Raw genomic sequence first — 24,049 nt, forward strand, 5'->3', positions numbered from 1 at the left:
GTTCAGCCGCCGCGGCGGGTGACGAGCAGGTCCTTGCCGTCCACGTGCACCTCGAGGTCATCCAGGGAGGTGATCAGGGCGCCCGCGAGGTCGGCGAGCTCCGCGGCGGGGGTGGTGCTGGTCACCGCAATGGTGGGGCAGCCGGCGGCGCGCCCGGAGGTGAGGCCGCCCACCGCGTCCTCGATCACCACGGCCTGCGCAGGCTCGACGCCGAGGCGTTCGGCACCCACGCGGTAGGGCTCGGGGTCGGGCTTGCCGCGGGTGACCTGGTCGGCAGTGACGGTGTGCGCGGGCTCAGGCAGGCCGGTGCGCTCCCAGCGGGCGGTGAACAGCTCTCGGGTGCAGGAGGTGACGACGGTCCAGGTGGGGCGCCCCAGCTGCTCGGCAGCGGCATCGAGCTCGGCGAGCAGCCGCTGCGTGCCGGGCAGCACCTCGATCCCGGCGACGTCCGCGATCTCGAGCTCCTCGATGCGGCGGTGCGCGGCAGTGATCTGCTCTTCGCTGACGTCCGGGTAGAGCTCGTGCAGCGTCTGTCGAGCGGGTTTGCCGTGCATGGCGTGGGAGAAGGTGAGGCCGCCGCCGAGCTCCTGCAGCAGCTGGTTCCAGGCCCGCTCCACGGCGTCGCCGGAGTCGATCAGCGTGCCGTCCATGTCCAGCAGCAGGGCCTGGGTGCGCAGCGGCAGATCCGGGCCGTTCGCGGCGGTGGGATACGACGTGGTGCTCATACCGGCAGGATCCCATATCGGGCCGTGGACACGCGCGACGCAGCGCCGTGCGGGGGCCCTAGGGTGGCCGCCATCATGACCGCTTCCCCGCACCCGACGCCCGCTGGCACTGACCTGCCCGAGTCCGCGCAGCTCCCGGCCGCGCAGCTGCGCCGGATCCGCCGCACGGGCCTGGGGATCGGGATCGCGACGGGACTGTACGGCATCTCCTTCGGTGCGCTCGCCACCGCCTCCGGCCTCAGCGTCGCCCAGGCGATGGTGCTGTCGCTGATCATGTTCACCGGCGGCAGCCAGTTCGCCTTCATCGGCGTGGTGGGCGGCGGTGGCTCCGCCATGGGGGCGGCGCTCGCGGCGCTGCTGCTGGGGATCCGCAACACCCTGTACGGCCTGATCCTGGCGCCCTCCCTGCCGCGCGGCGGGGTGCGCGGGCTGCTGCGAGCGCAGCTGACGATCGACGAGTCCGCAGCCCTGGCCACCACCGGGACGACGCCCGCCCACCGTCGGGCCGGGTTCTGGGCGGCCGGGGTGGCGGTGTATATCTTCTGGAACCTGTTCAGCCTGTTGGGGGCGCTGGCCGGTCAGCATGTGGCGGATCCGGCGGCCTGGGGACTGGACGCGGCAGCGGCCGCTGCCTTCCTCGCCCTGCTGTGGCCGCGCCTGCGCTCCCGGGATGCGGTGGCGATCGCGGTGGCGGCGGCTTTCATCGCGCTCATCACCACGCCGCTGCTGCCGCCGGGACTGCCGGTGCTAGCGGCGGCGCTGGTCGCGGTGGTGGCGGGGCTGCGGGCCGGGCCGGATCCCCGTCGGCCCCAGCATGGAAAGCACGGGAACCGAGGGAACCGTGGGATCCGAGGGAACCATGGGATCCGAGGGGATCGAAGGGACCGCGGGAAGGAGGCCCGATGAGCCTGCTATGGATCGCGGTGCTCGCCGCCTCGGCGCTGTCCTTCGTCCAGAAGTGGATCGGTTACCAGGTGCCGCCGGAGGTGCTCGAGCGTCCGCGCATCTCCCGGATCACCACGCTGCTGCCGATCGCGCTGCTGGGTGCGCTGGTGGCCACGCAGGCCGCCACCAGCGGGCAGTCCCTCCAGCTCGATACGCGCCTGGTGGCCCTGGGGGTGGCGGCGCTGCTGCTGTGGCGGCGCGTGCCGTTCCTCGTGGTGGTGATCGCTGCTGCGGCCACCGCCGCGGGGCTGCGAGCGCTGGGCTGGGGCTGACGGGGCGAAGGCTTCCGCGCAGACTGATGACAGCACGGAGCTTGCACCGCACCACTCGCGGTCCCCCGAAACCCGCCAGCAACCAAAGCAGATACACCCTCTCTTCTTTTCTGGTTTACCAAATGTTCACTTGCGATACCGTCCGCACCCGGCTAACGTCGCTACCGACAGCGCAACTGTCAACAAAGTTTCTCACGATGAAGTGCGAGCGATTTTGGGGGATTCACATGCGTCGTCGTCTAACCTTCGCCATGACAGCAGTGCTCCTCACGGCAGCATCGGCAGTATCCGCCCATGCTTACGCGGGGGCCGAGCAGGGCACTAAGACCTGCAACACCGACAGTCCCGTGGCCACAAAAATTTACGCCGACGGAGAACACTCGCACACTCAGCGCAACACAACAAAGAAATACGCGGATGCCGGCTATGTTCGTACCACCTACCTCGGCCTCGGATACCCCAGTGCGTCGTACTACATTACCGGGGGTAAGGGGTATTTTGGCTACGACAAGTCATCTGCCTACTGTGCACGCTGACTACCCCCATAATCCACGAATGGCATTTCGATTACCGACGTGGGCTTTCGGGGCGACGCTCATCCTCGCAGTGGCCGCAGGTTGCTCAGACAATCCACCAGACGAGGCTGGCGGGCAAGCACCAGATGGTTCCACGCCGCCTAGTGTCGTCTACGAAGAACGCGCTGAGGCCATCGGGGAGTGCATGAACCGAGAGGGGCTTCCCATCGAGGTCACCTCCGATGGCGGCTTCCAATATGACAACACCGTCGTCACTGAGGAAGAGTTCGATCGGGTCTACGAGCTGTGCGAGAAGGAGCTGATGCAGGCGGGGGCGATCGGCCCACCGCCCGCTGCGGACCCGGAGTATCTGTCTGCGGTGTACGACGAACTTGTCGAGCAGGCGCAATGCCTCACCGACGAGGGCTACACAGTCGAGGAGCCACCGTCGCGGGAAACGTGGATCGAGTCCAAGGGAGCGGCCTGGGATCCGTGGGGCTCCGTCGCGGAGAATGACGGGGTGGAAGCGCTTGAGGAAGCCCAGGCGACATGCGGGTGATGTCCGCCGTTCGCCCGCGCCTGGTGATCGGCGCCATCGGGATCGTGATGGCCCTGGTGATCACGTGGTTCGCCGCAACATCCGTGGCGACTCGCACCGAGGCAGCGGACTCTCCCCCACCGCCGACCTTCGTCACGGTCACCGAAGGGACGCTCGGGCACACCATCCCTGCCGCCGTCACCGTGACGCGCGCCAACGCGCTCACGGTGCGCGCCCCGCGCGACGGCACGCTCACACGGCCGGTGGCTGACGAGATGATCGACGTCGGCGATCCGCTTCTCTGGATCAATGAGGAACCCGTCATTGCTGCTGAAGGGAAGGTTCCTGCTTTCCGAGAGATGAAGCGCGACATGAGTGGGAGCGATGTCGAACAGCTCCAGACGTTCCTCCGTGCCACGGGTCACCTACCCCGCGAGGTCCCGATCGACGGCGAATTCGGACCGGCCACGGAGACAGCCGTCATCCGCTGGCACGCCGAGCACGACATCACCGGCCCTGCCGCCGCGATCATCACTCCCGCCGAGCTGATCTTCGTTCCTGAGCTTCCCGCCAGCGTCTTAGCTACCGATGGAGTTCACGTCGGCAGCGTGCTCAGCAGCGGGCAGGAGGTGGCGCAGGTGCTCGAGGCAGCACCGAGTTTTGCCATTCACTCCGAGGGAGACATCGCTGCTGAGTTTCGGGAGGGGCTTCCTGTCACTGTGCCACTCGAGGACGAGACGCTCCACGCCATCACTGGTGCTCCGACAACCCTCGAGGACGGCCGGATCCAGATCCCCGTGACGTTGCCGGAGCCCTGCGGTTCCGATTGCGCTCCCCTCCGCAACGGACAACGGCTCTCCGCAACCGTCACCCTTGCCGAGAAAACCACCGGGCCGCTCGTCCCCGTGGCGGCGCTACGGCAGAAACCTGATGGCAGTACCTATGTCACCACGCGCGAGGGCGCCCATCTTCCGGTAACGGTGCAGATCGCCGATCGTGGCGCGGCGATTGTCAGCGGTATTGATCCGGGCAGCGAAGTGCTGATCGTTGCCCCGGAGGACCGCTCCGGATGATCGACCTGGATGGCGTGACGTACTGCTACCCCGGCAACGACACCGCCGTGGTCGCCGACCTGCACCTGCAGATTCCCGCTGGATCGGTGACAGCGATGGTGGGGCCATCAGGCTGTGGGAAGTCCACCCTGCTGTACCTGGCCGGGCTGATGCTCACCCCGCACACCGGCCGGATCTCTCTGCACGGCCAGCGTGTGGACACTCTCCGCGACGCGGAGCGCAGTCGGCTTCGTGCGCAGAGCATCGGCTTCGTGTTCCAGGACGCGATGCTCGATCCTCGCCGCAGCGTGCTCGGGAACGTGATCGAAGGTGCGCTCTTCGCCGGGATCCCCCCACCGCAGGCCACGCGATACGCGCACGAGCTCCTCGAGCACGTCGGGATGGCCCCCAAGGCCGGCTCGACCGTGCGCGACCTCTCGGGAGGACAGGCCCAGCGCGTCGCGCTGTGCCGGGCGCTCGTGAAGGACCCACCTGTGCTGCTGGCCGATGAGCCGACCGGCAACCTCGATGCCACCAGCGGATCTCAGGTCGTGGAGCGTCTGCTGGATCGTGCCCACCTCCACGAGGCCGCGGTTCTCGTGGTCACCCATGACGAAGAGCTTGCGCGCCGCTGCGATCGGATTCTGCGATGGGAGGGCCGCGGTGTCCGCGCGCACGCTGCTGCGTGAAGCACTCGGCGAAATCCGCCGCGCCCCGGTGCTCTCTGCACTAGTTCTCACCCTCGTCGCGCTCTGCACCGTCCTCATCGACTCGACAGCCGGGCAAGGAGATGCCCTGCGTCACCGCGTGGAGCAGAACCTCTCCACACCCGCGCTGCGCACGACCGTGATCACGGCGGACACACCAGTGACCGTCTCCCGTGATGCGCTCGCGGCCTACGCCCAGCGCAGCGATGTCGAGGTGGTCGCCGCGTTGGGGCCCGCAGCCGATGTGGTCCCCCTGGCGACCGCTCCCGGAGGGCCGCCCGTCCCCGTACGCCCTGCCATCGTGCTCAGCACTGGGAAATCCGCGCTCCAGGTGCCGTCAGGCGGCACGGCCGGCATCTACATCCCCGAGTCATGGCTGAGCGCCGACGGGGACCTGCAGCACTACGCCTACCAGGACCTTCACGGCGTGACCTGGCCGGTCAGCGGGGTGTATCACGCCAGCGCCGAGGACGTCCCGCGGCTGGACGGCACTGCTCTCCGGCTGGTCGAAGGGGACCAGATCGAGGTGCGCAGCCTGCTGATCATCGGCACGGCGGGGACCGATCCGACCGTGCACGAACGCGATGCCATCGCCCTGCTGAGCACAGAGCAGATCACCGTGGACGGGAGCTCCCAGGCACGCGAGGCCGCGCAGACCGTCCGCCGTGATATCAGCCGCTCCGGCACCACAGCGCTCATCGGGGCGCTGGTGATCGGGGGTGGAGTGGTCATGATCCTGGTGGGGGTGTGGACGCTCCTGCATCAGCGCGATATCGGACGCCGCCGCGTGCTCGGGGCGAGCAGAAGTCAGATCATCGTGATCGCGCTCGCGCATGTGGCAGCGCTGACGCTGACCGGGGTGACCGCCGGGACCGCGGTGATGCTGCTCATGCACCACCTGGGACTCCTGCCTGCACCGCGCTGGAGCTTTCACCTGGCCGTCGCCTGGCTGGTGCTGGTGGTGACGATGCTGGCAGCAGCCGCTCCCACGGCACTGACCAGCCGCATCGACCCCGTGCGGGTGCTGCGTCAAGCCTGAGGGTTCTCGCAGCAGGCACCGTCCGTATCCTCAGCGGCCTGGTCACAGCCCTCATCGGCCGATGCATCCCCGGTGCAGCATCCGCCGCTCTCTGTCGCGGCGGCGGCGAAGCCCAGCGGGAGCGGCCCGGCGGCCGCTCGCGCCGTCGGGCCCATGGCCTCCAGGCGGCAGGCGCAGGACGCGGTCACCGGCACATCGGCCTGGGCGCGGACGATGTCCAGGCGGCGCTTGACCACAGAGGCGAGCTCATCGGCCCCGCGGCGCACGAGGCACTCGTGGTAGCCGTGGAGGCTCCACACATTGTCCGGGTGCAGGTTCGCGCGCGGGATCGACGGCTCATAGCCCAGGTCCTCGCGGTACACCTGCTCGGCGTCATCCAGGCGGCCCTGCTCCATGAGCAGTGCGGCGAGTGCGTGGCGGGTGGGCTGCATCCAGGACCACGGCTCGTCATACGGCAGGGAGTCGTCCAGCTCGACGCTGCGACGCAGATGCGCGAAGGCCTCGTCGTGGTTCCCGGCGCGGTACTCGATCTCCCCGTCGAGCATCGCCGCGGCCACCTCGAGGATGTCCCGGCAGGTGTTGTTGAAGACGGTGCGGGAATGCGGGACGCGCTCGACGGCCGCGTGGAAGAGCCGACGGTGGTCCCGGGCGGCCTCCACGTCCCCGAGCGCGGCGCTCGCCACGCCCTTGGCGTAGTGCATCACGGCGGTGGTGGTGCAGAACAGATTCTGGTCCTCGGGCAGCGGCTCGTCGAGGATCTCCTGCCAGCGGCCGAAGCGGATCAGGGCGTGCATGGTCATCGGGTAGAAGCCTTCGAGCCAGTCCGCCATCGGCGGGGAGGTGACCGTCAGCAGCTCCTTCGGCAGGGTCTGTTCAAGGCGCCGCCCCGCGTCGATGGCCTTCTGGCTCTGCCCGAGGAACATCGCCCCATACATGACGAAGTGCAGGTTGTGCGCCCGGTACAGGGTGTAGAAGTTCTCCCCGCCGCGCGCGGCGAGGTAGCGCTCATCGGCCTGAACCGCCCGCTCATTGGTCTCGATGACGCGGCGGTAGTCCCCGCACAGCACGTCGATATGGGTGGGCATGTGCACCAGGTGGCCGCCGTCGGGCACCACATCCCGTGCCCAGTCCGCCACCCAGAGCGCCGTCTCGGGCTGGCCGGACATCTCCATCAGGTGGATCGCCATGTGCAGCACGCCGGGGTGCTGACGGGCCTGCGGGTCCACGAGCGCACGGTCCGCGACGTCCTTCGCCTCCAGGGTGGGCACCCCGGGCTCGGGCTCGCCGGTACGCAGATCCCACAGCTCCCAGGGCCGCACCCCGAGCAGGGCATCGAGGTGGATGGCGATAACGTCGAGGTCATCGGGGTGATCGCGGTAGAGCTCTCGACAGGCCTCGGCGTAGCCGAGCACCCACTGCTCCGGCCAGTCCTCCCCCGCCGGCGGCTGCTCGGCCGGGTAGCGGTGCGGGAGCGTCGCGATGATCGCGCGCTCCACGGCGGGCGCATCGGACGCCAGGTCGAGGGCGCGCCGGGTGTGCTCGGCGGCGTGCGCGAGGGAGCGCTCGAGATCCTCGGGATCGAAGTCCGCCCAGGGCTTGTTGTAGTTCGGACCCAGCACATACGCGGCGCCCCAGTGGGCGAGCGCGAATCCGGGGTCTGCCTGCGCCGAGCGCACGAAGCAGCCGTAGGCCTCCTCATGGTTGAAGGCGTAGGTCCAGATCAGCCCGCGCCGGAACCACTCAGCGGCCTCCGGGTCGGTCGTGGAGACCTCACGGCGGTAGGAGCCGAGGTCGAAGGGGTACTCATCCGTGGCGTCCGTCACAGCAGGGTGCATGGCTCGACGGTATCAAGCCTGTGGCAGCGGCGTTCTGCTCCGCGGTGGGGATCCGTCGTTCAGCGGCCGCGTGCCTCGAGGGCCCGACGGGTGGCCATGCGTGCATGGCGACGGTCGCGCAGCGCGTCATAGGCGAGGCCCAGGCGATACCAGGCCTGCCAGTCGTCCTGGCCGCCGTCCTCGACGGCCGCGCGGGCGGCCTCGAACTCGGCGCGCGGATCCGCGGGTGCGGGCACCGCCCCATCGGCCCCCTTGCCCCCGGTGGTCCCATCGGCCCCGTCTGCCCCGTCGGCCCCTTCGCCCCCATCGGTCCCGTTGGCCCCGTGCGCACCGCCATCTGCGGGTGGGGTGTATTCGCGGGCCAGCCGCGCGGTGCCCAGTCCGAACAGCACCTCCCGCCAGGTCACCCACACGGTGAGCCCCAGCAGCAGTGCGATGCCGAGTGCGAGCCCGTAGCCGATCACTCCCCCGGCGCGCAGGAAGCCCCAGGCGATCCAGCCCAGGCCATAGCAGTAGGCGAGCGTGATCAGCAGCAGGACGGCCACGAAGATCCGCGGCCCCAGTCCCTTCGGCATGGCAGATCAGCCCAGGTCCATGTAGCCGTCCAGGCCCACGGTGAGGCCCGGATGGGAGGCGACCTCGCGCACGCCCAGCAGCACGCCGGACATGAAGCTGATGCGGTCAAAGGAGTCGTGTCGCAGCAGGAACTGCTCCCCGGCCGAGCCGAACTGCACGACCTCATGCGCCACGAGGCCGCGCTGGCGCACCGCGTGCACGTGGATCCCGTCCACGACCGCGCCGCGGGCGTGGTCGGGGTCGGTGTCGGTCGCATCGGGCACGGGGCCGAGCCCGGCGGCGGCGCGTCCGCGAGCGATGGCGGCAGCGGTGTGGCGGGCGGTGCCGGAGGGAGCGTCGAGCTTGTCCGGGTGGTGCATCTCGATCACCTCGGCGCTGTCGAAGTAGCGGGCGGCCATTTCGGCGAAACGCATGGCGAGCACGGCGCCGATGGCGAAGTTCGGGGCGATGAGCACACCGATCCCCGGGGCGTGCTCGAGCTGGGCTCGCAGGGCATCGAGCTTCTCCTCGCTCCAGCCGGTGGTGCCGACGACCGCGTGCACGCCGTGCTCCACCAGCCAGGCCACGTTCTGGGCAGTGACGGCCGGGACGGTGAAGTCGATCGCGACCTGCGCGCCGGCCGCGGTGATACCCGCGAGGTCATCGCCGTCGGTGATGCGGGCGACGAGCTCAAGATCCGCGGCCTCCTCCACGGCGGCGCAGGCGGCGCTGCCCATGCGACCGGCGGCGCCGATCACGGCCACGCGGATCAGGGCGGAGGTCTGCTCGGGGGTGCTGGTCTTGGATGCGGTCACGGATCCTCCTGAGGACGATGGGGCGGGGAACGATGCGGGGGCGGGCGCTGGAGTGGGACGGTGGGTCTGGTCGCTCGGGCGTGCCCGTGGGCGGGGCGCTGGGTGGGAGGGGTCAGGCCGGGTGCTCCGGCCCCACCTCCACGCGGGTGCTGATCGAGGTGGCGAAGCGCTGCGCGAGCTCGCGCACCTGCTCACCGGTGACCTCGCTGATGCGGGCCAGGGTCTCATCGACGCTCGTGTACCGGCCGTGGGCCAGTTCGATCGTGCCGAGCCGCCCCATCCGAGAGCTGGTGTCCTCCAGCCCCAGGGCGAACGAGCCGGTGATCTGGCCCTTAGCACGCGTGAGCTCCTGCTCGGTGACGCCAGTGCTGCCCATGCGGTCCATCTCCGCGGCCAGCAGCTCGACCACCTGGGCGGTGCGGCCCGGGCGGCAGGCGGCGTACATGCCGAACAGGCCCGCATCCCGATACCCGGAGCTGAAGGAGTACACGGTGTAGGCGAGTCCGCGCTGTTCGCGGATGTTCTGGAACAGGCGGGAGGACATCCCGCCGCCCAGGATTGACATCAGCACCGAGAGGGTGTGGCGCTGCTCGCTGAGGGCGGTCACGCCCTGTCCGCCCAGGTAGATGTGGTTCTGCTCGGTGGGGCGGGTGAGGCGGTGCGGACGCAGCGCGGCCAGGTCCGAGGGCGTGCTCACAGGATCGGGTCCCTCCTGCGGGGCGGGGCTGCGGCGCTGCGGGAGGGCGCCGTCGGTCAGCTCCCAGCCGCCACGGCGCAGCCCTGCGATCAGGAGCTCGGCGAGCTGATCGTGGTCGAGATCCCCCACGGCGGTGACCACGAGGTTCTCGGGCCGATAGTGCTCGGCGTAATGGGCGCGCACATCCTCGATGTCAAGCGAGCTGACAGTCTGTGCGGTGCCGCCGACGGGTCGGCCGAGTGCCGTCTGCGGACCGAGCACATCGGCGAGGAACGTCTCGTAGCCGACGTCGTTCGGGTCATCCTCCGCCATGGCGAGCTCTTCGAGGATCACCTCGCGCTCGGTGAGCAGCGCCTCCTCCTGCAGCAGGCTCGCGGTGACCATGTCGGTCAGCACGTCCACCGCCATCGGCAGATCCGCGGAGCGCACCCGCCCGTAGTACAGGGTGTGCTCCTTGGCGGTGATCGCATTGGAATCCCCGCCCACCTCGTCGAAAGCCGCGGCGATGTCCAGGGCGCTGCGGCGCGCGGTCCCCTTGAACAGCAGATGCTCGAGCACGTGCGTGGAGCCGGCATGCTGCGGGGTCTCATCGCGCGATCCCACCTGCAGCCATAGGCCGAGCGTCGCGGAGCGGACGGTGCGGTCGGTCTGGGTCAGCAGACGCACTCCGCCGGGGAGGATGCTGCGGCGCACACCGGCGGCGGCATCGAGCATCACATCGGAGGCGGGGTCGTCATAGATCAGGTCCACAGGCACCGGTCGATTGTTCCATGAGCTGCTGGGGACGGGGTGGTGGCGCCGACGAGATGCCGTGCGCCTCACGGCATCTCGAAGGTGCCCCAGCTCGTGCCGTCAAAGCGGAGGATGCCCTGCCAGCGGGAGATGACGTACAGCGTGCCGTCCGGGGCGATGGCGGGTCGGCCAAGTTCGGTGATGGGGCTCGGAGCGGAGTCGTCGACCTCGGGGGTGAGCACTTGCAGCTCCGTCTGCCCCGGAGTCCACAGCGCGAGGTCCGGGCCCGGCCCGGAGAAGACAACCTGCCCGTCGGGTCCTGCAGCGGCGTATTGCCCGCAGCTCGTCGGCAGCGCGGGCCCGTCGGCCACCGCGCCATCGACAGTGACACTGCGCAGCGTGCCCATCTCCTCATCGGCGACCACGAACGTGCCCTCGGCGCTGCAAGCAACGGCCGTGCCCTGCACCTGCTCGCCGGGGCCGGGCGAGAGCTTCTCGCCTGTGCGGCCGTCATGCAGGACAAGACCCCTATCCTCCAGCAGGATGCCGAGCACCGCGCTGTCCGGGCTGAAGGCGAGGGCGATCGGCGGATGCCGCCAGGAGAGGACCCGGCCGGGATCGCACGTGCCCGGGGCGGCGGACCACAGGCGGACGGTGCGGTCCGTGCTGAGAGATGCCAGGCGCTCGCCGTCGGGACTGAAGGCGAGATCACGGATCTCACGGACGACGCGGCGGGTGGACTCCTGGTGTCCCCCGAGGGTCCACTGCGCCTGACCGTCCGGGCTCATCAGCAGGATGCGCTCCTGGGAGGAGACGGCGAGCAGCTCTCCACTGGGGTGCCATGCGAGCGCCCCGCTCATCCAGTCATCGCGACGCTCGATGATCTGACCGCTTGCGACGTCCCAGTAGGTGGTTCCCGCCGTGCGGCTGAGGTCCAGGAACTTGCGGTCGGGTGGCTCGAGGGCCACCGCAGTCTTTCCATCGGGGCTCACCGCGATCGCCCCCGGGATCAGCTGCGGCTCTCTGCGCTGGAACGTCTCGACGGGGAGCCCGAAGGGCAGTTCGAACCCCGTATCGGGCAGCTCATCCGCGGGGACATCGCCCTCGTAGCAGGTGCTCGCCATCGGACCTCCGCAGCCCGCGAGCAGCCCGATACCGAGCAGCGCACCCGCCGCGAGCATGCCCCGGCGGCCCGGGTGCGCCTCGGCGTCACCGCACTCCGGCATCGCGCATGTCCTGCTCTAGATCCTCGGAGGTGTACACGTCGGCGAACTCGTCTTCACGCTCCCGGGCGTTGACCTCAACCTGCTGGTCCAGATACCGCTGCATTTGCTCCTGGTACTCGGGATTATTCGGGTCACCAGACGGGGGAAACTCGTAATTCCACACCTTGAACTCGTGGCGCCATTGCTCGATCTCCTCGCGCGTGAAGCCGTAGTCGCGCTCGACCTGCTCGTATTTGTCGCTGTTGTCGTCACCGGTCAAGATATCCCACGGATCGGGATCGGTGCGGCGGATCATCTCGTACTGCACCTGGTGCCTGGCCTCGTGGGCCGCGATCTGCAAGCCGTACGGGCTCTTCAGGAGATCGTTGCTGAGGTAGATCACGCCGGTTGGAAGCGAGATGGCCCCGCCGTTCATCCACCCGGGGAAGAAACGGGTCTCGATGCTCGGAAACCAGCCACGGGCATTGATCCCATAAGCCTCGAGTTCATCCTTGACCACCTCGCGCAGCACAGCTCTGCGCTCACGATCGGACATCCCCTCCCACGCCTTCTGAATAGCGGGGTCGTTCATCGTCGTGACCCCATCACCGGGGTTGAAAGCTGCGCCCGGGATCCAGGGCGGGCCATTTTCACGCCTCTCACCGGGCGTGCTCCCTGGCGCTGCACCGGCCCAGTGATCATCCGCCGCAGAGCTCTGGTCCTGCTGCTGGGCGTGCTCGATGAGCTCGTGGACCAGCTCCTGCAGATGTTCGAGCACCTCGATACCCCCGGCATGCACGGTCGCCCACTACTGGGTGAACGCTTCCGCATCCGGCCCCCGCCAGTGCACATCGATGCTGGTGACCTGCTGGTGCAGGCCATCCCACTGTTGCTGCAGGCTGCTGTGCGCGGCACGCATCCGCTCGGCGTGCTGCCGCCCCTGCTCGGTCTGCATCCCCTGGAACATCGTCATCCCACCCCCGGATCTCCGTCCGCCTCACCGGCACCGTGTCGGGGCCGCGCGGCTGTTCCCCAGAGCGTAACAACGCCCCCCGGCCACAGACCCTGCATCGAGACCGCGCACCTGCCCCCCCAGCGCTCCTCGCACCGCCCGCGCCACGCTTGCCCCACATACACAAATGTCAGGTCCGGTGGCATGCTCGCAACGAACATGCCACCGGACCTGACAAATGTGAAGGGAGGCCTGGGCCTCAGCTCACTCGGCGGTGGGCTCCTCGGAGGCCACGGCATCCTCGGAGACCGTCTTCTCCGCCGGCTTCTCCTCGGACTTCTCGTCCTCGATGACCGCCAGGGAGATCTTGCCGCGGGCGTCGATCTCGCGGATCTCCACCTCGATCTTCTGGCCCACCTTTGCGACGTCCTCGACGTTCTCCACGCGCTTGCCGCCGTTGAGCTTGCGCAGCTGGGTCACGTGCAGCAGACCGTCCTTGCCGGGGGTCAGCGAGATGAAGGCGCCGAAGTCCACCACGCGCACCACGGTGCCCAGGTAGCGCTCGCCCACCTCGGGGACCATCGGGTTCGCGATCGCGTTCACGGCGGAGCGGGCAGCCTCGGCGGAGGGGCCGTCGGTCGCGCCGATGTACACGGTGCCGTCGTCCTCGATGGTGATGTCCGCACCGGTGTCGTCCTGGATCTGGTTGATCATCTGGCCCTTGGGGCCGATGACCGCGCCGATCTTGTCCACCGGGATGGTCACCGCGAGCACACGCGGGGCGTGCGGGCTCATCTCATCGGGCGCGTCGATCGCCTCGTTCAGCACCCCCAGGATCGCCAGGCGCGCCTCGTGGGCCTGCGCCAGCGCACCGGTCAGCACGGAGGCGGGGATGCCGTCGAGCTTGGTGTCCAGCTGGATGGCGGTGACGAACTCGGAGGTGCCGGCCACCTTGAAGTCCATGTCGCCGAAGGCGTCCTCAGCACCCAGGATGTCGGTCAGCGCCGCGTACTTGGTCTCCCCGTCCACGGTGTCGGAGACCAGGCCCATCGCGATGCCGGCCACCGGGGCGCGCAGCGGCACACCGGCGTTGAGCATCGACAGGGTCGAGGCGCACACTGAGCCCATCGAGGTGGAGCCGTTGGACCCCATCGCCTCAGAGACCTGGCGGATCGCGTAGGGGAATTCCTCACGGGAGGGCAGCACCGGCACCAGGGCGCGCTCGGCGAGCATGCCGTGGCCGATCTCGCGGCGCTTCGGGGAGCCGACGCGGCCAGTTTCGCCGGTAGAGTACGGCGGGAAGTTGTAGTGGTGGATGTAGCGCTTGCGATCCACCGGGCCCAGCGAGTCGATCTGCTGCTCCATCTTGAGCATGTTCAGCGTGGTCACACCCAGGATCTGGGTCTCACCGCGCTGGAACAGGGCCGAGCCGTGCACACGCGGCAGCACCTCCACCTCAGCGGAGAGCGCGCGGATGTCCCGCAGGCCACGACCGTCGATGCGTACACCCTCGGTGAGGATCTTCTTGCGCACGAGCTTCTTGGTCAGGGCGCGGTAGGCACCGGTGACCTCCTTCTCGCGGCCCTCGAGCTGCTGGCCCTCACCGGAGAGCTCGCCCTGGATCTCAGCCAGCAGCTCCTCGGTGCGCTCTTCGCGCTCCTGCTTCCCGGCGATCGACATGACCTCGGACAGGCGCTCGGTGGCGGCGTTCTCGACGATGCCGTAGGCGTCCTCCTGGTAGTCCAGGAACAGCGGGAACTCGCGCACGGGCTTGGCGGCCTTGTCGGCCAGCTCCTGCTGGGCCACGCACAGGCTGCGGATGAAGACCTTCGCGGCCTCCAGGCCCTCGGCCACCACGGACTCGGTGGGGGCGATCGCGCCCTGGTTCTTCACCAGCTCCCAGGAGTTGTCGGTGGCCTCGGCCTCGACCATCATGATCGCGACGTCATCGCCGACCATCCGGCCTGCGACGACCATCGAGAACACGGCCTCCTCCTGCTGGGAGAAGGTGGGGAAGGCGACCCACTGGCCGCCGCCCTGCTGGTCCGGCATGAGGGCGATGCGCACCGCACCGATGGGGCCGGAGAACGGCAGGCCGGAGATCTGGGTGGAGGCGGAAGCGCCGTTGATGCCGACAACGTCGTAGGCGTCATCGGGGTTCACGGCCATGACCGTGAGAACCACCTGAACCTCGTTGCGCAGGCCCTTGACGAAGGCGGGACGCAGCGGGCGGTCGGTCAGGCGGGCGGCGAGGATCGCGTCCGTGGTGGGGCGGCCCTCGCGGCGGAAGAAGGAGCCGGGGATGCGGCCGGCGGCATACATCCGCTCCTCCACGTCCACGGTCAGCGGGAAGAAGTCGAACTGATCCTTGGGCTTGTTCGAGACGGCGGTGGCCGAGAAGACCATCGTGTCGTCGTCGAGGTACACGGCGACCGCACCGGCGGCCTGCTGGGCCAGCCGTCCGGTCTCGAAACGGATCTCGCGCCGCCCGTAGGAGCCGTTGTCGATGACTGCGGTAGTGGCGGTGATATCAGGGCCGTCCATGGCCATGAGGTTCTCCTTTGCGTCGCTCCGCCCGTCGGGTGCGGCCTTCGTCACTCACCCGCGGTGCCGCGCCTGCCCGATGGGGGCGTGCTCCGCAGGTCACTGCCGAGGACCGAACCTGTGTCGGGACGGAAGAGGGTGAGAGATGGTCAGGTGGTCGGGCTGGGCGCAGCCGCGCCCGGGACAGTGAAACCGCCGCCCGCCCGAAGGGGCGAGCGGCGGATCGGTGTCAGCGGCGGATGCCGAGACGCTTGATCAGCGAGCGGTAGCGCTCGATGTCGACGTCCTGCAGGTACTGCAGGAGACGCTTGCGCTGACCGACCAGCAGCATCAGACCGCGGCGCGAGTGGTGATCGTGCTTGTGGGTCTTCAGGTGCTCGGTCAGGTACTTGATGCGGTGGCTCAGGAGCGCGACCTGGACCTCGGGCGAACCGGTATCGCCCTCGCCGGTCTTGTACTCATCGATGATCGCCTGCTTGGTGGCGGTGTCGAAGGCCATGGGTTCTCCTCTAGGTCGGTTGCGCGGCGCGCCGGGACCTTCTGTCCCGGGCTCTGGGGCGAGCGCGCCCCGGCACCTGCCCAGGGCGGGTGCTGCATCGGGTGATGCGGGCATCCGGGCACCGCGGGGTGCGATGATGCGCTGCGGTTCGGGATGCCGTGGGGCGGAATGCTCTCCGCGGCCGGAAGTACGGCCCGAGCAGGATATCAGCCCGTGACCTCTACTCGGGAGGGCTCGAGGGCGAGAGTGCGGCGGGTCACCTCGACGTCCTCGTGCATCTGCGCGATCAGAGTGTCCACGGAGTCGAACTTCACGGTCTCGCGCTGGCGCTGGACGAACTCCAGGCGCAGCGTGTCGCCGTACAGCTCGAGGTCATGGTCGTCGTGAACGTAGGCCTCGACGGTGCGGCGTGGAGTGCCGTCATCCGCGAAGGTGGGGTTGGTGCCGATGGAGATGGTGCACGGCGCGCCAGCGAGCGGCGCAGTGCCCACATGGGCGGGGTTCTGCGCGGTGACGGTGCAGAACCCGGCATAGACGCCGTCAGCCGGAATCAGGCCCTCGGGGCGGGGCCCCAGGTTCGCGGTGGGGAAGCCCAGCTCACGGCCGCGCCGGAAGCCGTGGTGGACCACGTCGGTGACGGTGTGGCGGCGCCCCAGTCCCTCGGTGGCGGTGCGCATATCGCCCTCCAGCAGCGCCGTGCGGATGCGGGAGGAGGAGATGCGGCCGGTGCCCTCCCCGTCCACGCCCATCTCACCGACGGTGATCACATCGAAGTTGTACTTCTGCCCGAGCTCGCGCATGGTCTCGATGGTGCCCGCATTGGCCCGGCCGAACAGGGCGTCCTCGCCGAGCACCACGCAGCGGGCGCCCAGCCCCTCCACGAGGAAGATCCGCACGAACTCCTCCGGGGAGTGCTGCGCGAACTCGAGAGTGAACTCGAGGTCCAGCACGCCGCGCAGACCGGTGAGCAGCAGCAGACGGTCACGGTCGGCGTGTCCGGTCAGCAGCGGAGGCTGAGCGGTGCCGGTCATGACGTGGCGGGGGTGGGGCCAGAAGGTGATCGCCACCGGCGCGATATCGCGCACCTCGGCCTGCCGCTGCAGCTGTTCGAGAATGTGACGATGGCCGCGGTGGACGCCATCGAAGTTGCCGATCGTGACCGCGGTGGCGCCGAGGTCGGCGGGCACCTCCTGCAGATGGTGCCAGAGCGGGAGGCGGGTCACGGGACGGGCTGGTCCTTCCGGGGCCGGGTGCATACGCACCGGGGACAGGTGGTGGGGTCGCGGCCTCAGCCGACCGCGACCGGGACCACTGTATAGGCCCCGTGGTCCGGCTCGATCCCCGCGGTCATACACCTGTGATCAATATCGGGCGCGAGCCCACTGCGGTGCAGCAGTGGGCTCCGTTACTCTGACAGGCAAGGCGGTCCCCGCCAGGGGCCCGTGCCCGCACCACGCCGTATCGCCACGGGGGCACATCCGCCGCCGAGAGATGGAAGCAGGATCCATGACGAACGTGACCGATGCGGCCGCGCTGGGCGGCCCGTCCCGCCCGAACGGCCGTCGCGGGCGCCGCACGGCCCTCGTGGTCGTGGCGGTCCTCGCTGTCCTCGCCGTCGTCCTGACCGGCGGCGCCTACGCGTACGCCAAGCAGTTCGACGGCCGCGCCCTGCCCGGCACCACCGTGCTGGGCAAGGATGTCGCGGGGCAGACGCCCGAGGAGATCGCAGCGTTCGTGGCTGAGCGCGCTGAGGCCGTGACAGTCCAGGTCACTGCCGGGGAGAAGCAGGTGGAGGCCTCGCTCGCCGAGCTCGGTGTAACCGTGGACGCTCAGGCCACCGCGCAGCGGGCCCTGCAGCGCGATGATTCCCTGCCCGCCACGATCGCCGCGGCCTGGTCCGGTGAGCACGCGGTGGAGCCCGTGGTCGCGGTGGACGAAGCGGCCGTGACCGCTTTCGGCAAGGGCCTGGTGCCCGACGACCGCACCAGCCCCGTCAATGCCTCGGTCGCGTTCGACGAGGAGCAGCAGACCTGGAATGTCACCCCTGGGCAGGATGGCCAGGGGTTGGACCCGCAGACTCTCGTGGACGCGGTGACCAGCCATGCGCCGGCCCTCGAGGACTTCGCGGTGGATCAGCCGGTTGAGCAGATCACTCCGGCGATCACCACCGAGGATGCCGAGCAGGTGGTCGGGACGATCGGAAAGATCCTCGAACAGCCGATGTCGATCACCGGCGGCGACGGCACCGTCCACGAGATCAGCGCCGAGCGCCGCAGCAGCTGGCTCTCCGTCGCCCCTGATAAGGCCGAGTCGAAGCTCGTTCTGAGCGTGGACGAGGACGCGGTGCGCGAATGGGTCGCAGCTCGCGCCGACCAGGACGCGGTGGAGCCGAAGGACGGCATCGAGCAGGTGGATGAGGACGGCGAGGTCGTCAAGGTCGTCTCCGAGAAGAAGGACGGCCTGGAGATCACGAACACCGACGCCGTTGCGGAGGAGCTCATCGCCGCGCTGAAGGGCACCACGCCGATCGAGGCCGCATTCGAGACGCGCACCCTGGAGTCCAAGGTCGAGCAGGTCGACGCTCCCAAGGAGCAGGACGACGACGAGGGCGAGGACGACAGCCCGGATCCGAATGCTCCTGCCGATGGCGAGAAGTGGATCGACGTGGACCTGACCGCAAAGACGGTCACCGCGTACGTGGGCGACAGCCCGGTGTGGGGCCCGCGCCTGATGGTCGACGGCAAGGAAGGCAATGAGACCGTCACCGGCTCCTTCGAGATCTACCTGCGGTATGACCGTCAGGACATGACCAACGCGGCGTACTACCCGGAGGGCCACCCGAAGTACTACTACACCCCGGATGTGCCATGGGTGCAGTACTTCCACGCCGGCTACGGCTTCCACGGCGCGCCATGGCGCTCCTCCTTCGGCTACTCCGGGTCGCACGGCTGCATCAACATGCCGGTCTCCGATGCGAAGTGGCTGTACGACTGGGCGAGCATGGGCACCCGCGTCGAGGTGCACTACTGAGCGCTCGCGGTGCGCAGCTGAGGGGCTGAGCAGGCCCGGCGCGCAGCTGTGCCGCTGAGCAGGCCCGCACGGCTGAGCCGCCGAGTCGCTGAGCAGGCCCGTCGCTGAGACCTGACATGCTGAACGTCCCGGTCGCCCGGCGACACGCTGGCACCGCCCCGCCGAGAGCACCGATACGTGCCGCTGGTGGCACAGATCGGTGCACTCGAGCGGTGTGAACGGCGCGTCGGGTGCGTCCGGTGGATCGGGTCACTATCTTGCGCGCGTCGGCTGTGCGCCGCGGGTCAGGCCGACGGGGGCTGCAGGGCCTCAGGGGCGATGACCAGCACCGGCCGCCAGCGCTCGGCGGACTCCGGGCTCACCACAGCGACCAGGCGCCCCGAGGTGTCGAGCGCGGCGACATGCTCGCGGTCCCCGAGCTCCTGCGGCGACTTCCCCAGCTTCACGAACTTGCCGTGGCGGAGGTCCCAGGCGCTCTGGTCAGAGATGGTGAGGGAGGGCATCACGGCAGAGGCGACCTCACCGAGGCCGCGCCGCGGCAGCTCGACGTCATCGCCCTCCCCGCGGGCCGGCACGTGCACGCCGCCCGCGACGTCGAAGGGGCCGATGCCGGTGCGGCGCAGCGCCGTGAGGTGTCCACCCACGCCGAGCGCGGCCCCGAGGTCGCGGGCGAGGGCCCGCACATAGGTGCCGGAGGAGACATCCACGACGGCATCGAGATCCAGGTAGGGGCCATCGGTGCGACGGGCGGTGATCTCGAAGCGGCTGATGCGCACCGGGCGGGCCGCCAGCTCGACGTCCTCCCCGGCGCGGGCGCGGGCATAGGCGCGCTGACCGTTCACCTTGATGGCGCTGACCGTGGAGGGCACCTGCTGGATGTCGCCGCGCAGAGTCTCAAGCACCTGCTCGATCTGCTCTGCGGGAACCCCGGTGGCATCCGCAACCTCGCCGAGCGGCTCGCCCTCGCGGTCATCGGTCGTGGTCGCGCGGCCCAGGCGGATCGTGGCGGTGTAGGTCTTGTCCAGGCCGACGAGGTGGGTGAGCAGGCGGGTGCCCTGGCCGATGCCGAGGATCAGCAGGCCGGTGGCCATCGGATCCAGGGTCCCGGCGTGGCCGACCTTCTTGGTGCCCAGCAGCCAGCGGACGCGCGCGACGACGTCGTGGCTGGTGCGATCCGGCGCCTTGTCGACCAGCAGGATGCCGTGCGGGGCAGTGCTCACGCCTGCTCGTCGTCCTCAGCGTCGATGCCGGTCCGAGCGTCCTCGTCGTCGTGGTCGTCGCCCTCAGTGCGCGGCTCACGGTACGGGTTCTCCTCCCCCGCATAGGTGGCGCTGGTGCGGGAGGTCGCGAGATCCGCGTCGCGGGTACGGGCCTCGGCCAGCAGATCCTCGATCACGCGGGCATTCTCCGGGACGGCGTCGGGGATGAACTCCAGGGTGGGGGTCAGGCGCACGCCGGTCTGGCGGCCCACCTCGCGACGCAGCATGCCCGTCGCGCTCTGCAGCGCCGCGGCGGTGCCGGCCTGCTCCTCCTCGGAGCCGAACACGGTGTAGAAGAGGGTCGCGTGCTGCAGGTCGCCGCTGACGCGGCAGTCGGTGATGGTAATGAAGCCCAGGCGCGGGTCCTTCACGCGGGTATCAAGCTGGGTGGCGACGATGGTCTTGATGCGGTCGGCCAGGCGCAGGGCGCGGGGGTTGTCGGTCATGGGGTCTCCTTCGCAGAGGCGCCGAGCGCAGCGAGCTGCTCGGCCTGGGGGTGGGTGGTGGGGATCGCAAGCAGGACGTCACGGTCGATAGAGGCGTCCACTCGATGCCGGAAGGCACCGTCCGGGCTGATGATGCGCAGGTCGGCGGCGGCGAGGGCGTCTGTGGCCGCGGCATGCTCGAGGGTGCGGCGGTTGTAGGCCAGCGCCAGCCCGGCGCCGTCGCGCAGCAGCGACCGCCACGTGGGGGCGGCCGCACGCAGCACCTCCAGGGGTGAGCGTTGCCAGGCATCGCGGGAGCGAGCTCCGTGCTGCACCCCGTAGGGCAGGTCTGCGACCAGGGCGTCGATGCTGCGGCTCGGCAGCACCTCGGACAGGCGGGTGGTGTCGCAGGCCAAAAGGCGCAGCTGCTGGGTGCGTCCGGCCCGATGAGCGGCCTTGTCCTCGGCGAGCTCAGCGTCGACGCGCACTCCGAGCTGCTCACCATGCACCCTCAGCGCCGTGCTGTTCACGCTGTGCTTGTAGCGGTGCTCGCGCAGCCAGGTGGTCAGGAACGCCCGGTACGCCTCCACGTCCTTGCGGTCGATGTCCGCGCCGACGGGGCTGAGCCCCAGGCGCAGCGCCCGGTTCAGGGTGGTACCGCGCCCGCACAGCGGGTCCAGCAGCTCCAGCGTTCCCGCCGCGAGGCGGTCCCGGTGCGCGGACAGAGCGGCCGCGAGGTTCACCAGCAGGGCGGTGAACTGCTCGTTGGTCTTGCCGGGGTACTTGAGGATGGTCTCGAGGTCCGAGGGGTGGCGCAGGGGCGCGGTGGTCGGCAGCGGGCGCAGCAGCGGCCGATCGGGGACCGCAGCATCCTCCTCGACGATTTCGAAAAGGCCGTGGGCGCCGGACAGCGTTCCCAGCAGGTGCGCGGTCGCGGGATCTGCCGCGCCCGGGATCTCGAGGGCGGGCATCCCGCCGATCATGCGCTGCTTGAGCTGCGGGGGCGTTCCGCGGTGGGCGCCGAGCACCCAGTGCGCCTCAGCACGTGCGAGAGCCCCCGCGGCCCGCGCGTACACGCGGTTGGCCGAGGGGGCTCGCAGCACGAGGGTCGCCACGCTCATCCGGGACTCCTCCCCCGCTCACCCGGGCGGCAGGGCCGGGCGGGCCCTGCCGCGACGGGGTCAGTCGCGGGGCTTCTCCTGCATCTCGTAGGTGGTGATGAGGTCATCGACCTGCAGGTCGTTGAATGACCCGAGGTTGATACCGCACTCGTAGCCCTCGCGGACCTCGGTGACATCATCCTTGTAGCGGCGCAGGCCCGAGATCTCGAGGTTCTCGGTGATGACCACGCCATTTCGGGTGATGCGCGCCTTGGCACCGCGCTTGATGAGGCCGCTGCGCACGATGGAGCCGGCGATGTTGCCGAACTTGGAGGAGCGGAAGATCTCGCGGATCTCCGCCGAGCCCAGCTCGACCTCCTCGAACTCCGGCTTGAGCATGCCCTTGAGGGCCTGCTCGACCTCGTCGATGGCGTTGTAGATGACCGAGTAGTACTTGATCTCCACGCCCTCGCGGTCGGCGTACTCCGCGTTCAGGCCCTCGGCCCGCACGTTGTAGCCGATGATCACGGCGTCTGAGGCGACAGCGAGGTTGATGTTGTTCATCGTGATAGCGCCGACGCCGCGGTCGATGATCCGCAGGTCCACGCCCTCGCCCACCTCGATGCCCAGCAGGGCCTCCTCGAGGGCTTCGACCGCGCCGGCGGCGTCGCCCTTGAGGATGAGGTTGAGGGTCTCGACCTTGCCCTCGGCCATGTGCTTGTTGATGTCCTCGAGGCTGATGCGCTTGCGCACCTTCGACAGGGACGCGGCACGCTGCGCGGCCTCACGCTTCTCCGCGATCTGGCGGGCGGTGCGCTCATCCTGGGCCACCAGGAAGGAGTCACCGGCCCCGGGCACGGAGGTCAGACCCAGCACCTGCACCGGACGGGACGGGCCCGCCTCGGTGACGTTCTCGCCGTTCTCGTCGAGCATCGCGCGCACACGGCCGTGGCCGATGCCGCACACGATCGCATCGCCGACCTTGAGGGTGCCCTGCTGGACCAGCACCGTGGCCACGGGGCCGCGACCGCGGTCCAGGTTCGCCTCGATCGCGACGCCGCGGGCGTCCTTATCGGGGTTGGCCTGCAGCTCCAGGGCGGCGTCCGCGGTCAGCAGCACCGCCTCGAGCAGGTCGTCGATGTTCTGGTTCTCGCGGGCGGAGACGTCCACGAACATGGTGTCGCCGCCGTACTCCTCGGCGATCAGGTTGTACTCGGTCAGCTGCTGGCGGATCTTCTGCGGATTCGCCTCGGGCTTATCGATCTTGTTGACCGCGACCACGATCGGCACATCGGCCGCCTGGGCGTGGTTGAGCGCCTCGATGGTCTGCGGCATCACGCCGTCATCCGCGGCGACCACGAGGATCGCGATGTCGGTGACCTTCGCACCACGCGCACGCATGGCGGTGAAGGCCTCGTGACCGGGGGTGTCGATGAACGTGATGGCACGCTCATCGCCCTCGTGGTCGACCTGCACCTGGTAGGCGCCGATGTGCTGGGTGATGCCGCCGGCCTCGCCCGCCCCGACCTTGGTCTGGCGGATGGTGTCCAGCAGGCGGGTCTTGCCGTGGTCGACGTGGCCCATGACGGTGACCACCGGGGGCCGCGGCTCGCGGTCCTCGTCGTCCTCCTCGGCCAGCTCCGCATCCAGATCGATGTCGAACTGCTCGAGCAGCTCCCGCTCCTCGTCCTCCGGGGAGACGATCTCGATCTTGTAGCCCAGCTCGCTGCCCAGCAGCTCGAAGGTTTCCTCATCCAGGGACTGCGTGGCCGTAGCCATCTCACCCATCGCGAACAGCACCGTGATGAGCGAAGCCGGGTTGACGTCGATGCGATCGGCGAAGTCCGTCAGGGTCGCGCCGCGGCGCAGGCGGATCTTGGTGTTGCCGTCACCGCGCGGGACCTGCACGCCACCCGGTGCGGGTGCCTGCATCTGCTCGAATTCCTGACGCTTGGCGCGCTTCGACTTGCGCGAGCGTGCCGGCTTGCCGCCACGACCGAAGGCGCCCTGGGTGCTGCCGCGACCGCCGCGACCGCGCGGCGGACCACCACCGGGACGGCCAGGGCCGCCACCGGGACGCCCACCGCGACCGCGACCGCCACCGTCGGGCTTGGCATCGGCCAGGCCGCCGTGGGAGTGCTTGCGCATGATGCCCGGCGTGGGCATGCCCGGGCGCGAGCCGCCACCGGGACGGGGACCACCGCCGGGACGGGGCGCGCCACCGGGGCGCGGAGCACCCGGACGCGGGGCACCGCCACGCGCGCCGCTGGCGTCACCGCCCGGACGGGCCGGACGTTGCCCGGGACGAGGCATGCCCTGAGAGCTGGCGAAGGGGTTGTTGCCCGGGCGCGGACCGCCGGGGCGCTGACCGGGCTTGCGGGCGCCGGGGCGGGGCATGCCCTGCGAGCTGGCGAAGGGGTTGTTGCCGGGGCGTGCACCGCCGGGCCGCGGCGAGGGGCGCTCACCGCCGGGCTTGGGAGCGGCGGGGCTGCCGGTTCCCTCGGGCTTCGCGGCGGCCTGGGGCTTCTGGCCCGGTTTCGGCGTGCTCGGCGCGCCGGGCTTCTGCGGGGCGGGCGCGTGGTGGCCGGTCGGCTGCTCAGCCGCCTGC

Annotated in this window: 22 protein-coding genes; 7 read left to right on the plus strand and 15 right to left on the minus strand. The window is 69.7% G+C overall.

Features of this window, described 5'->3' with window-relative positions; genetic code table 11:
• Positions 1 to 2: 2 nt before the first annotated feature.
• The gene (locus tag MU407_RS04310; RefSeq protein WP_246955620.1) at positions 3 to 725 is read right to left on the minus strand and encodes an HAD-IA family hydrolase; all 723 of its coding nucleotides are present in this window, start codon (positions 723 to 725) and stop codon (positions 3 to 5) included.
• Positions 726 to 800: 75 nt separating this feature from the next.
• Between MU407_RS04310 and MU407_RS04315 the strand changes: the two genes are divergently transcribed.
• From MU407_RS04315 to MU407_RS04340, 6 genes are all read left to right on the plus strand, one after another.
• Entirely contained in the window at positions 801 to 1,631 is an 831-nt protein-coding gene (locus MU407_RS04315) for an AzlC family ABC transporter permease (RefSeq protein WP_246955622.1), read from the plus strand.
• A complete protein-coding gene (locus MU407_RS04320; RefSeq protein WP_102236589.1) occupies positions 1,628 to 1,942 on the plus strand; it encodes an AzlD domain-containing protein in 315 nt (104 codons plus the stop codon). The genes MU407_RS04315 and MU407_RS04320 overlap by 4 nt, the downstream gene beginning before the upstream one ends.
• A gap of 720 nt (positions 1,943 to 2,662) precedes the next feature.
• Positions 2,663 to 3,016: a hypothetical protein gene (locus tag MU407_RS04325; RefSeq protein ID WP_246955624.1), complete on the plus strand. Its 354-nt coding sequence runs from the start codon at positions 2,663 to 2,665 to the stop codon at positions 3,014 to 3,016.
• Positions 3,007 to 4,068: a peptidoglycan-binding domain-containing protein gene (locus tag MU407_RS04330; RefSeq protein ID WP_102236591.1), complete on the plus strand. Its 1,062-nt coding sequence runs from the start codon at positions 3,007 to 3,009 to the stop codon at positions 4,066 to 4,068. The genes MU407_RS04325 and MU407_RS04330 overlap by 10 nt, the downstream gene beginning before the upstream one ends.
• Positions 4,065 to 4,736 carry an ABC transporter ATP-binding protein gene (locus MU407_RS04335; protein WP_246955626.1) on the plus strand — a complete coding sequence of 224 codons (672 nt, stop codon included), beginning with the start codon at positions 4,065 to 4,067 and terminating at the stop codon, positions 4,734 to 4,736. The genes MU407_RS04330 and MU407_RS04335 overlap by 4 nt, the downstream gene beginning before the upstream one ends.
• Positions 4,711 to 5,793, plus strand: coding sequence for an FtsX-like permease family protein (locus MU407_RS04340; RefSeq protein ID WP_102236593.1), 1,083 nt, complete (start codon positions 4,711 to 4,713; stop codon positions 5,791 to 5,793). The genes MU407_RS04335 and MU407_RS04340 overlap by 26 nt, the downstream gene beginning before the upstream one ends.
• On the opposite strand, the gene MU407_RS04345 is transcribed toward MU407_RS04340, so the two are convergent.
• From MU407_RS04345 to MU407_RS04390, 10 genes are all read right to left on the minus strand, one after another.
• Entirely contained in the window at positions 5,784 to 7,628 is a 1,845-nt protein-coding gene (locus MU407_RS04345; protein WP_246955628.1) for a tetratricopeptide repeat protein, read from the minus strand. The genes MU407_RS04340 and MU407_RS04345 overlap by 10 nt on opposite strands.
• 59 nt (positions 7,629 to 7,687) lie before the next feature.
• Positions 7,688 to 8,203 (minus strand): hypothetical protein, encoded by a 516-nt coding sequence (locus MU407_RS04350; protein ID WP_146007747.1) that lies wholly within the window; start codon positions 8,201 to 8,203, stop codon positions 7,688 to 7,690.
• Between the two features lie 6 nt (positions 8,204 to 8,209).
• Positions 8,210 to 8,998: a 4-hydroxy-tetrahydrodipicolinate reductase gene (gene dapB, locus MU407_RS04355; protein ID WP_102236595.1), complete on the minus strand. Its 789-nt coding sequence runs from the start codon at positions 8,996 to 8,998 to the stop codon at positions 8,210 to 8,212.
• Positions 8,999 to 9,110: 112 nt separating this feature from the next.
• Positions 9,111 to 10,451 (minus strand): pitrilysin family protein, encoded by a 1,341-nt coding sequence (locus MU407_RS04360; RefSeq protein ID WP_246955629.1) that lies wholly within the window; start codon positions 10,449 to 10,451, stop codon positions 9,111 to 9,113.
• Between the two features lie 62 nt (positions 10,452 to 10,513).
• A complete protein-coding gene (locus MU407_RS04365) occupies positions 10,514 to 11,551 on the minus strand; it encodes a hypothetical protein (protein ID WP_246955631.1) in 1,038 nt (345 codons plus the stop codon).
• Between the two features lie 85 nt (positions 11,552 to 11,636).
• The gene (locus MU407_RS04370; protein WP_246955633.1) at positions 11,637 to 12,410 is read right to left on the minus strand and encodes a hypothetical protein; all 774 of its coding nucleotides are present in this window, start codon (positions 12,408 to 12,410) and stop codon (positions 11,637 to 11,639) included.
• 30 nt (positions 12,411 to 12,440) lie between these two features.
• Positions 12,441 to 12,605 (minus strand): hypothetical protein, encoded by a 165-nt coding sequence (locus tag MU407_RS04375; protein WP_246955635.1) that lies wholly within the window; start codon positions 12,603 to 12,605, stop codon positions 12,441 to 12,443.
• A 243-nt stretch (positions 12,606 to 12,848) separates the two neighbouring features.
• A complete protein-coding gene (locus MU407_RS04380; RefSeq protein WP_246955651.1) occupies positions 12,849 to 15,128 on the minus strand; it encodes a polyribonucleotide nucleotidyltransferase in 2,280 nt (759 codons plus the stop codon).
• A 229-nt stretch (positions 15,129 to 15,357) separates the two neighbouring features.
• Entirely contained in the window at positions 15,358 to 15,627 is a 270-nt protein-coding gene (gene rpsO, locus MU407_RS04385) for a 30S ribosomal protein S15 (protein WP_246955637.1), read from the minus strand.
• Positions 15,628 to 15,833: 206 nt separating this feature from the next.
• Complete coding sequence (locus tag MU407_RS04390) at positions 15,834 to 16,850, minus strand: bifunctional riboflavin kinase/FAD synthetase (protein WP_246955639.1); 1,017 nt, start codon at positions 16,848 to 16,850, stop codon at positions 15,834 to 15,836.
• 283 nt (positions 16,851 to 17,133) lie between these two features.
• Between MU407_RS04390 and MU407_RS04395 the strand changes: the two genes are divergently transcribed.
• A complete protein-coding gene (locus MU407_RS04395) occupies positions 17,134 to 18,657 on the plus strand; it encodes a L,D-transpeptidase family protein (RefSeq protein WP_246955641.1) in 1,524 nt (507 codons plus the stop codon).
• Between the two features lie 284 nt (positions 18,658 to 18,941).
• On the opposite strand, the gene truB is transcribed toward MU407_RS04395, so the two are convergent.
• The 4 genes from truB to infB form a co-directional block, all read right to left on the minus strand.
• Complete coding sequence (gene truB, locus MU407_RS04400) at positions 18,942 to 19,877, minus strand: tRNA pseudouridine(55) synthase TruB (RefSeq protein WP_246955643.1); 936 nt, start codon at positions 19,875 to 19,877, stop codon at positions 18,942 to 18,944.
• Positions 19,874 to 20,362 (minus strand): 30S ribosome-binding factor RbfA, encoded by a 489-nt coding sequence (gene rbfA / locus MU407_RS04405; RefSeq protein WP_246955645.1) that lies wholly within the window; start codon positions 20,360 to 20,362, stop codon positions 19,874 to 19,876. The genes truB and rbfA overlap by 4 nt, the downstream gene beginning before the upstream one ends.
• Positions 20,359 to 21,462, minus strand: coding sequence for a hypothetical protein (locus MU407_RS04410; RefSeq protein ID WP_246955647.1), 1,104 nt, complete (start codon positions 21,460 to 21,462; stop codon positions 20,359 to 20,361). The genes rbfA and MU407_RS04410 overlap by 4 nt, the downstream gene beginning before the upstream one ends.
• Positions 21,463 to 21,522: 60 nt before the next feature.
• Positions 21,523 to 24,049 (minus strand): translation initiation factor IF-2 (gene infB, locus MU407_RS04415; RefSeq protein ID WP_246955649.1); only part of this gene is annotated, 2,527 nt, incomplete at its 5' end.

Source organism: Brachybacterium sp. Marseille-Q7125, assembly GCF_023062615.1.
GTDB lineage: Bacteria > Actinomycetota > Actinomycetes > Actinomycetales > Dermabacteraceae > Brachybacterium.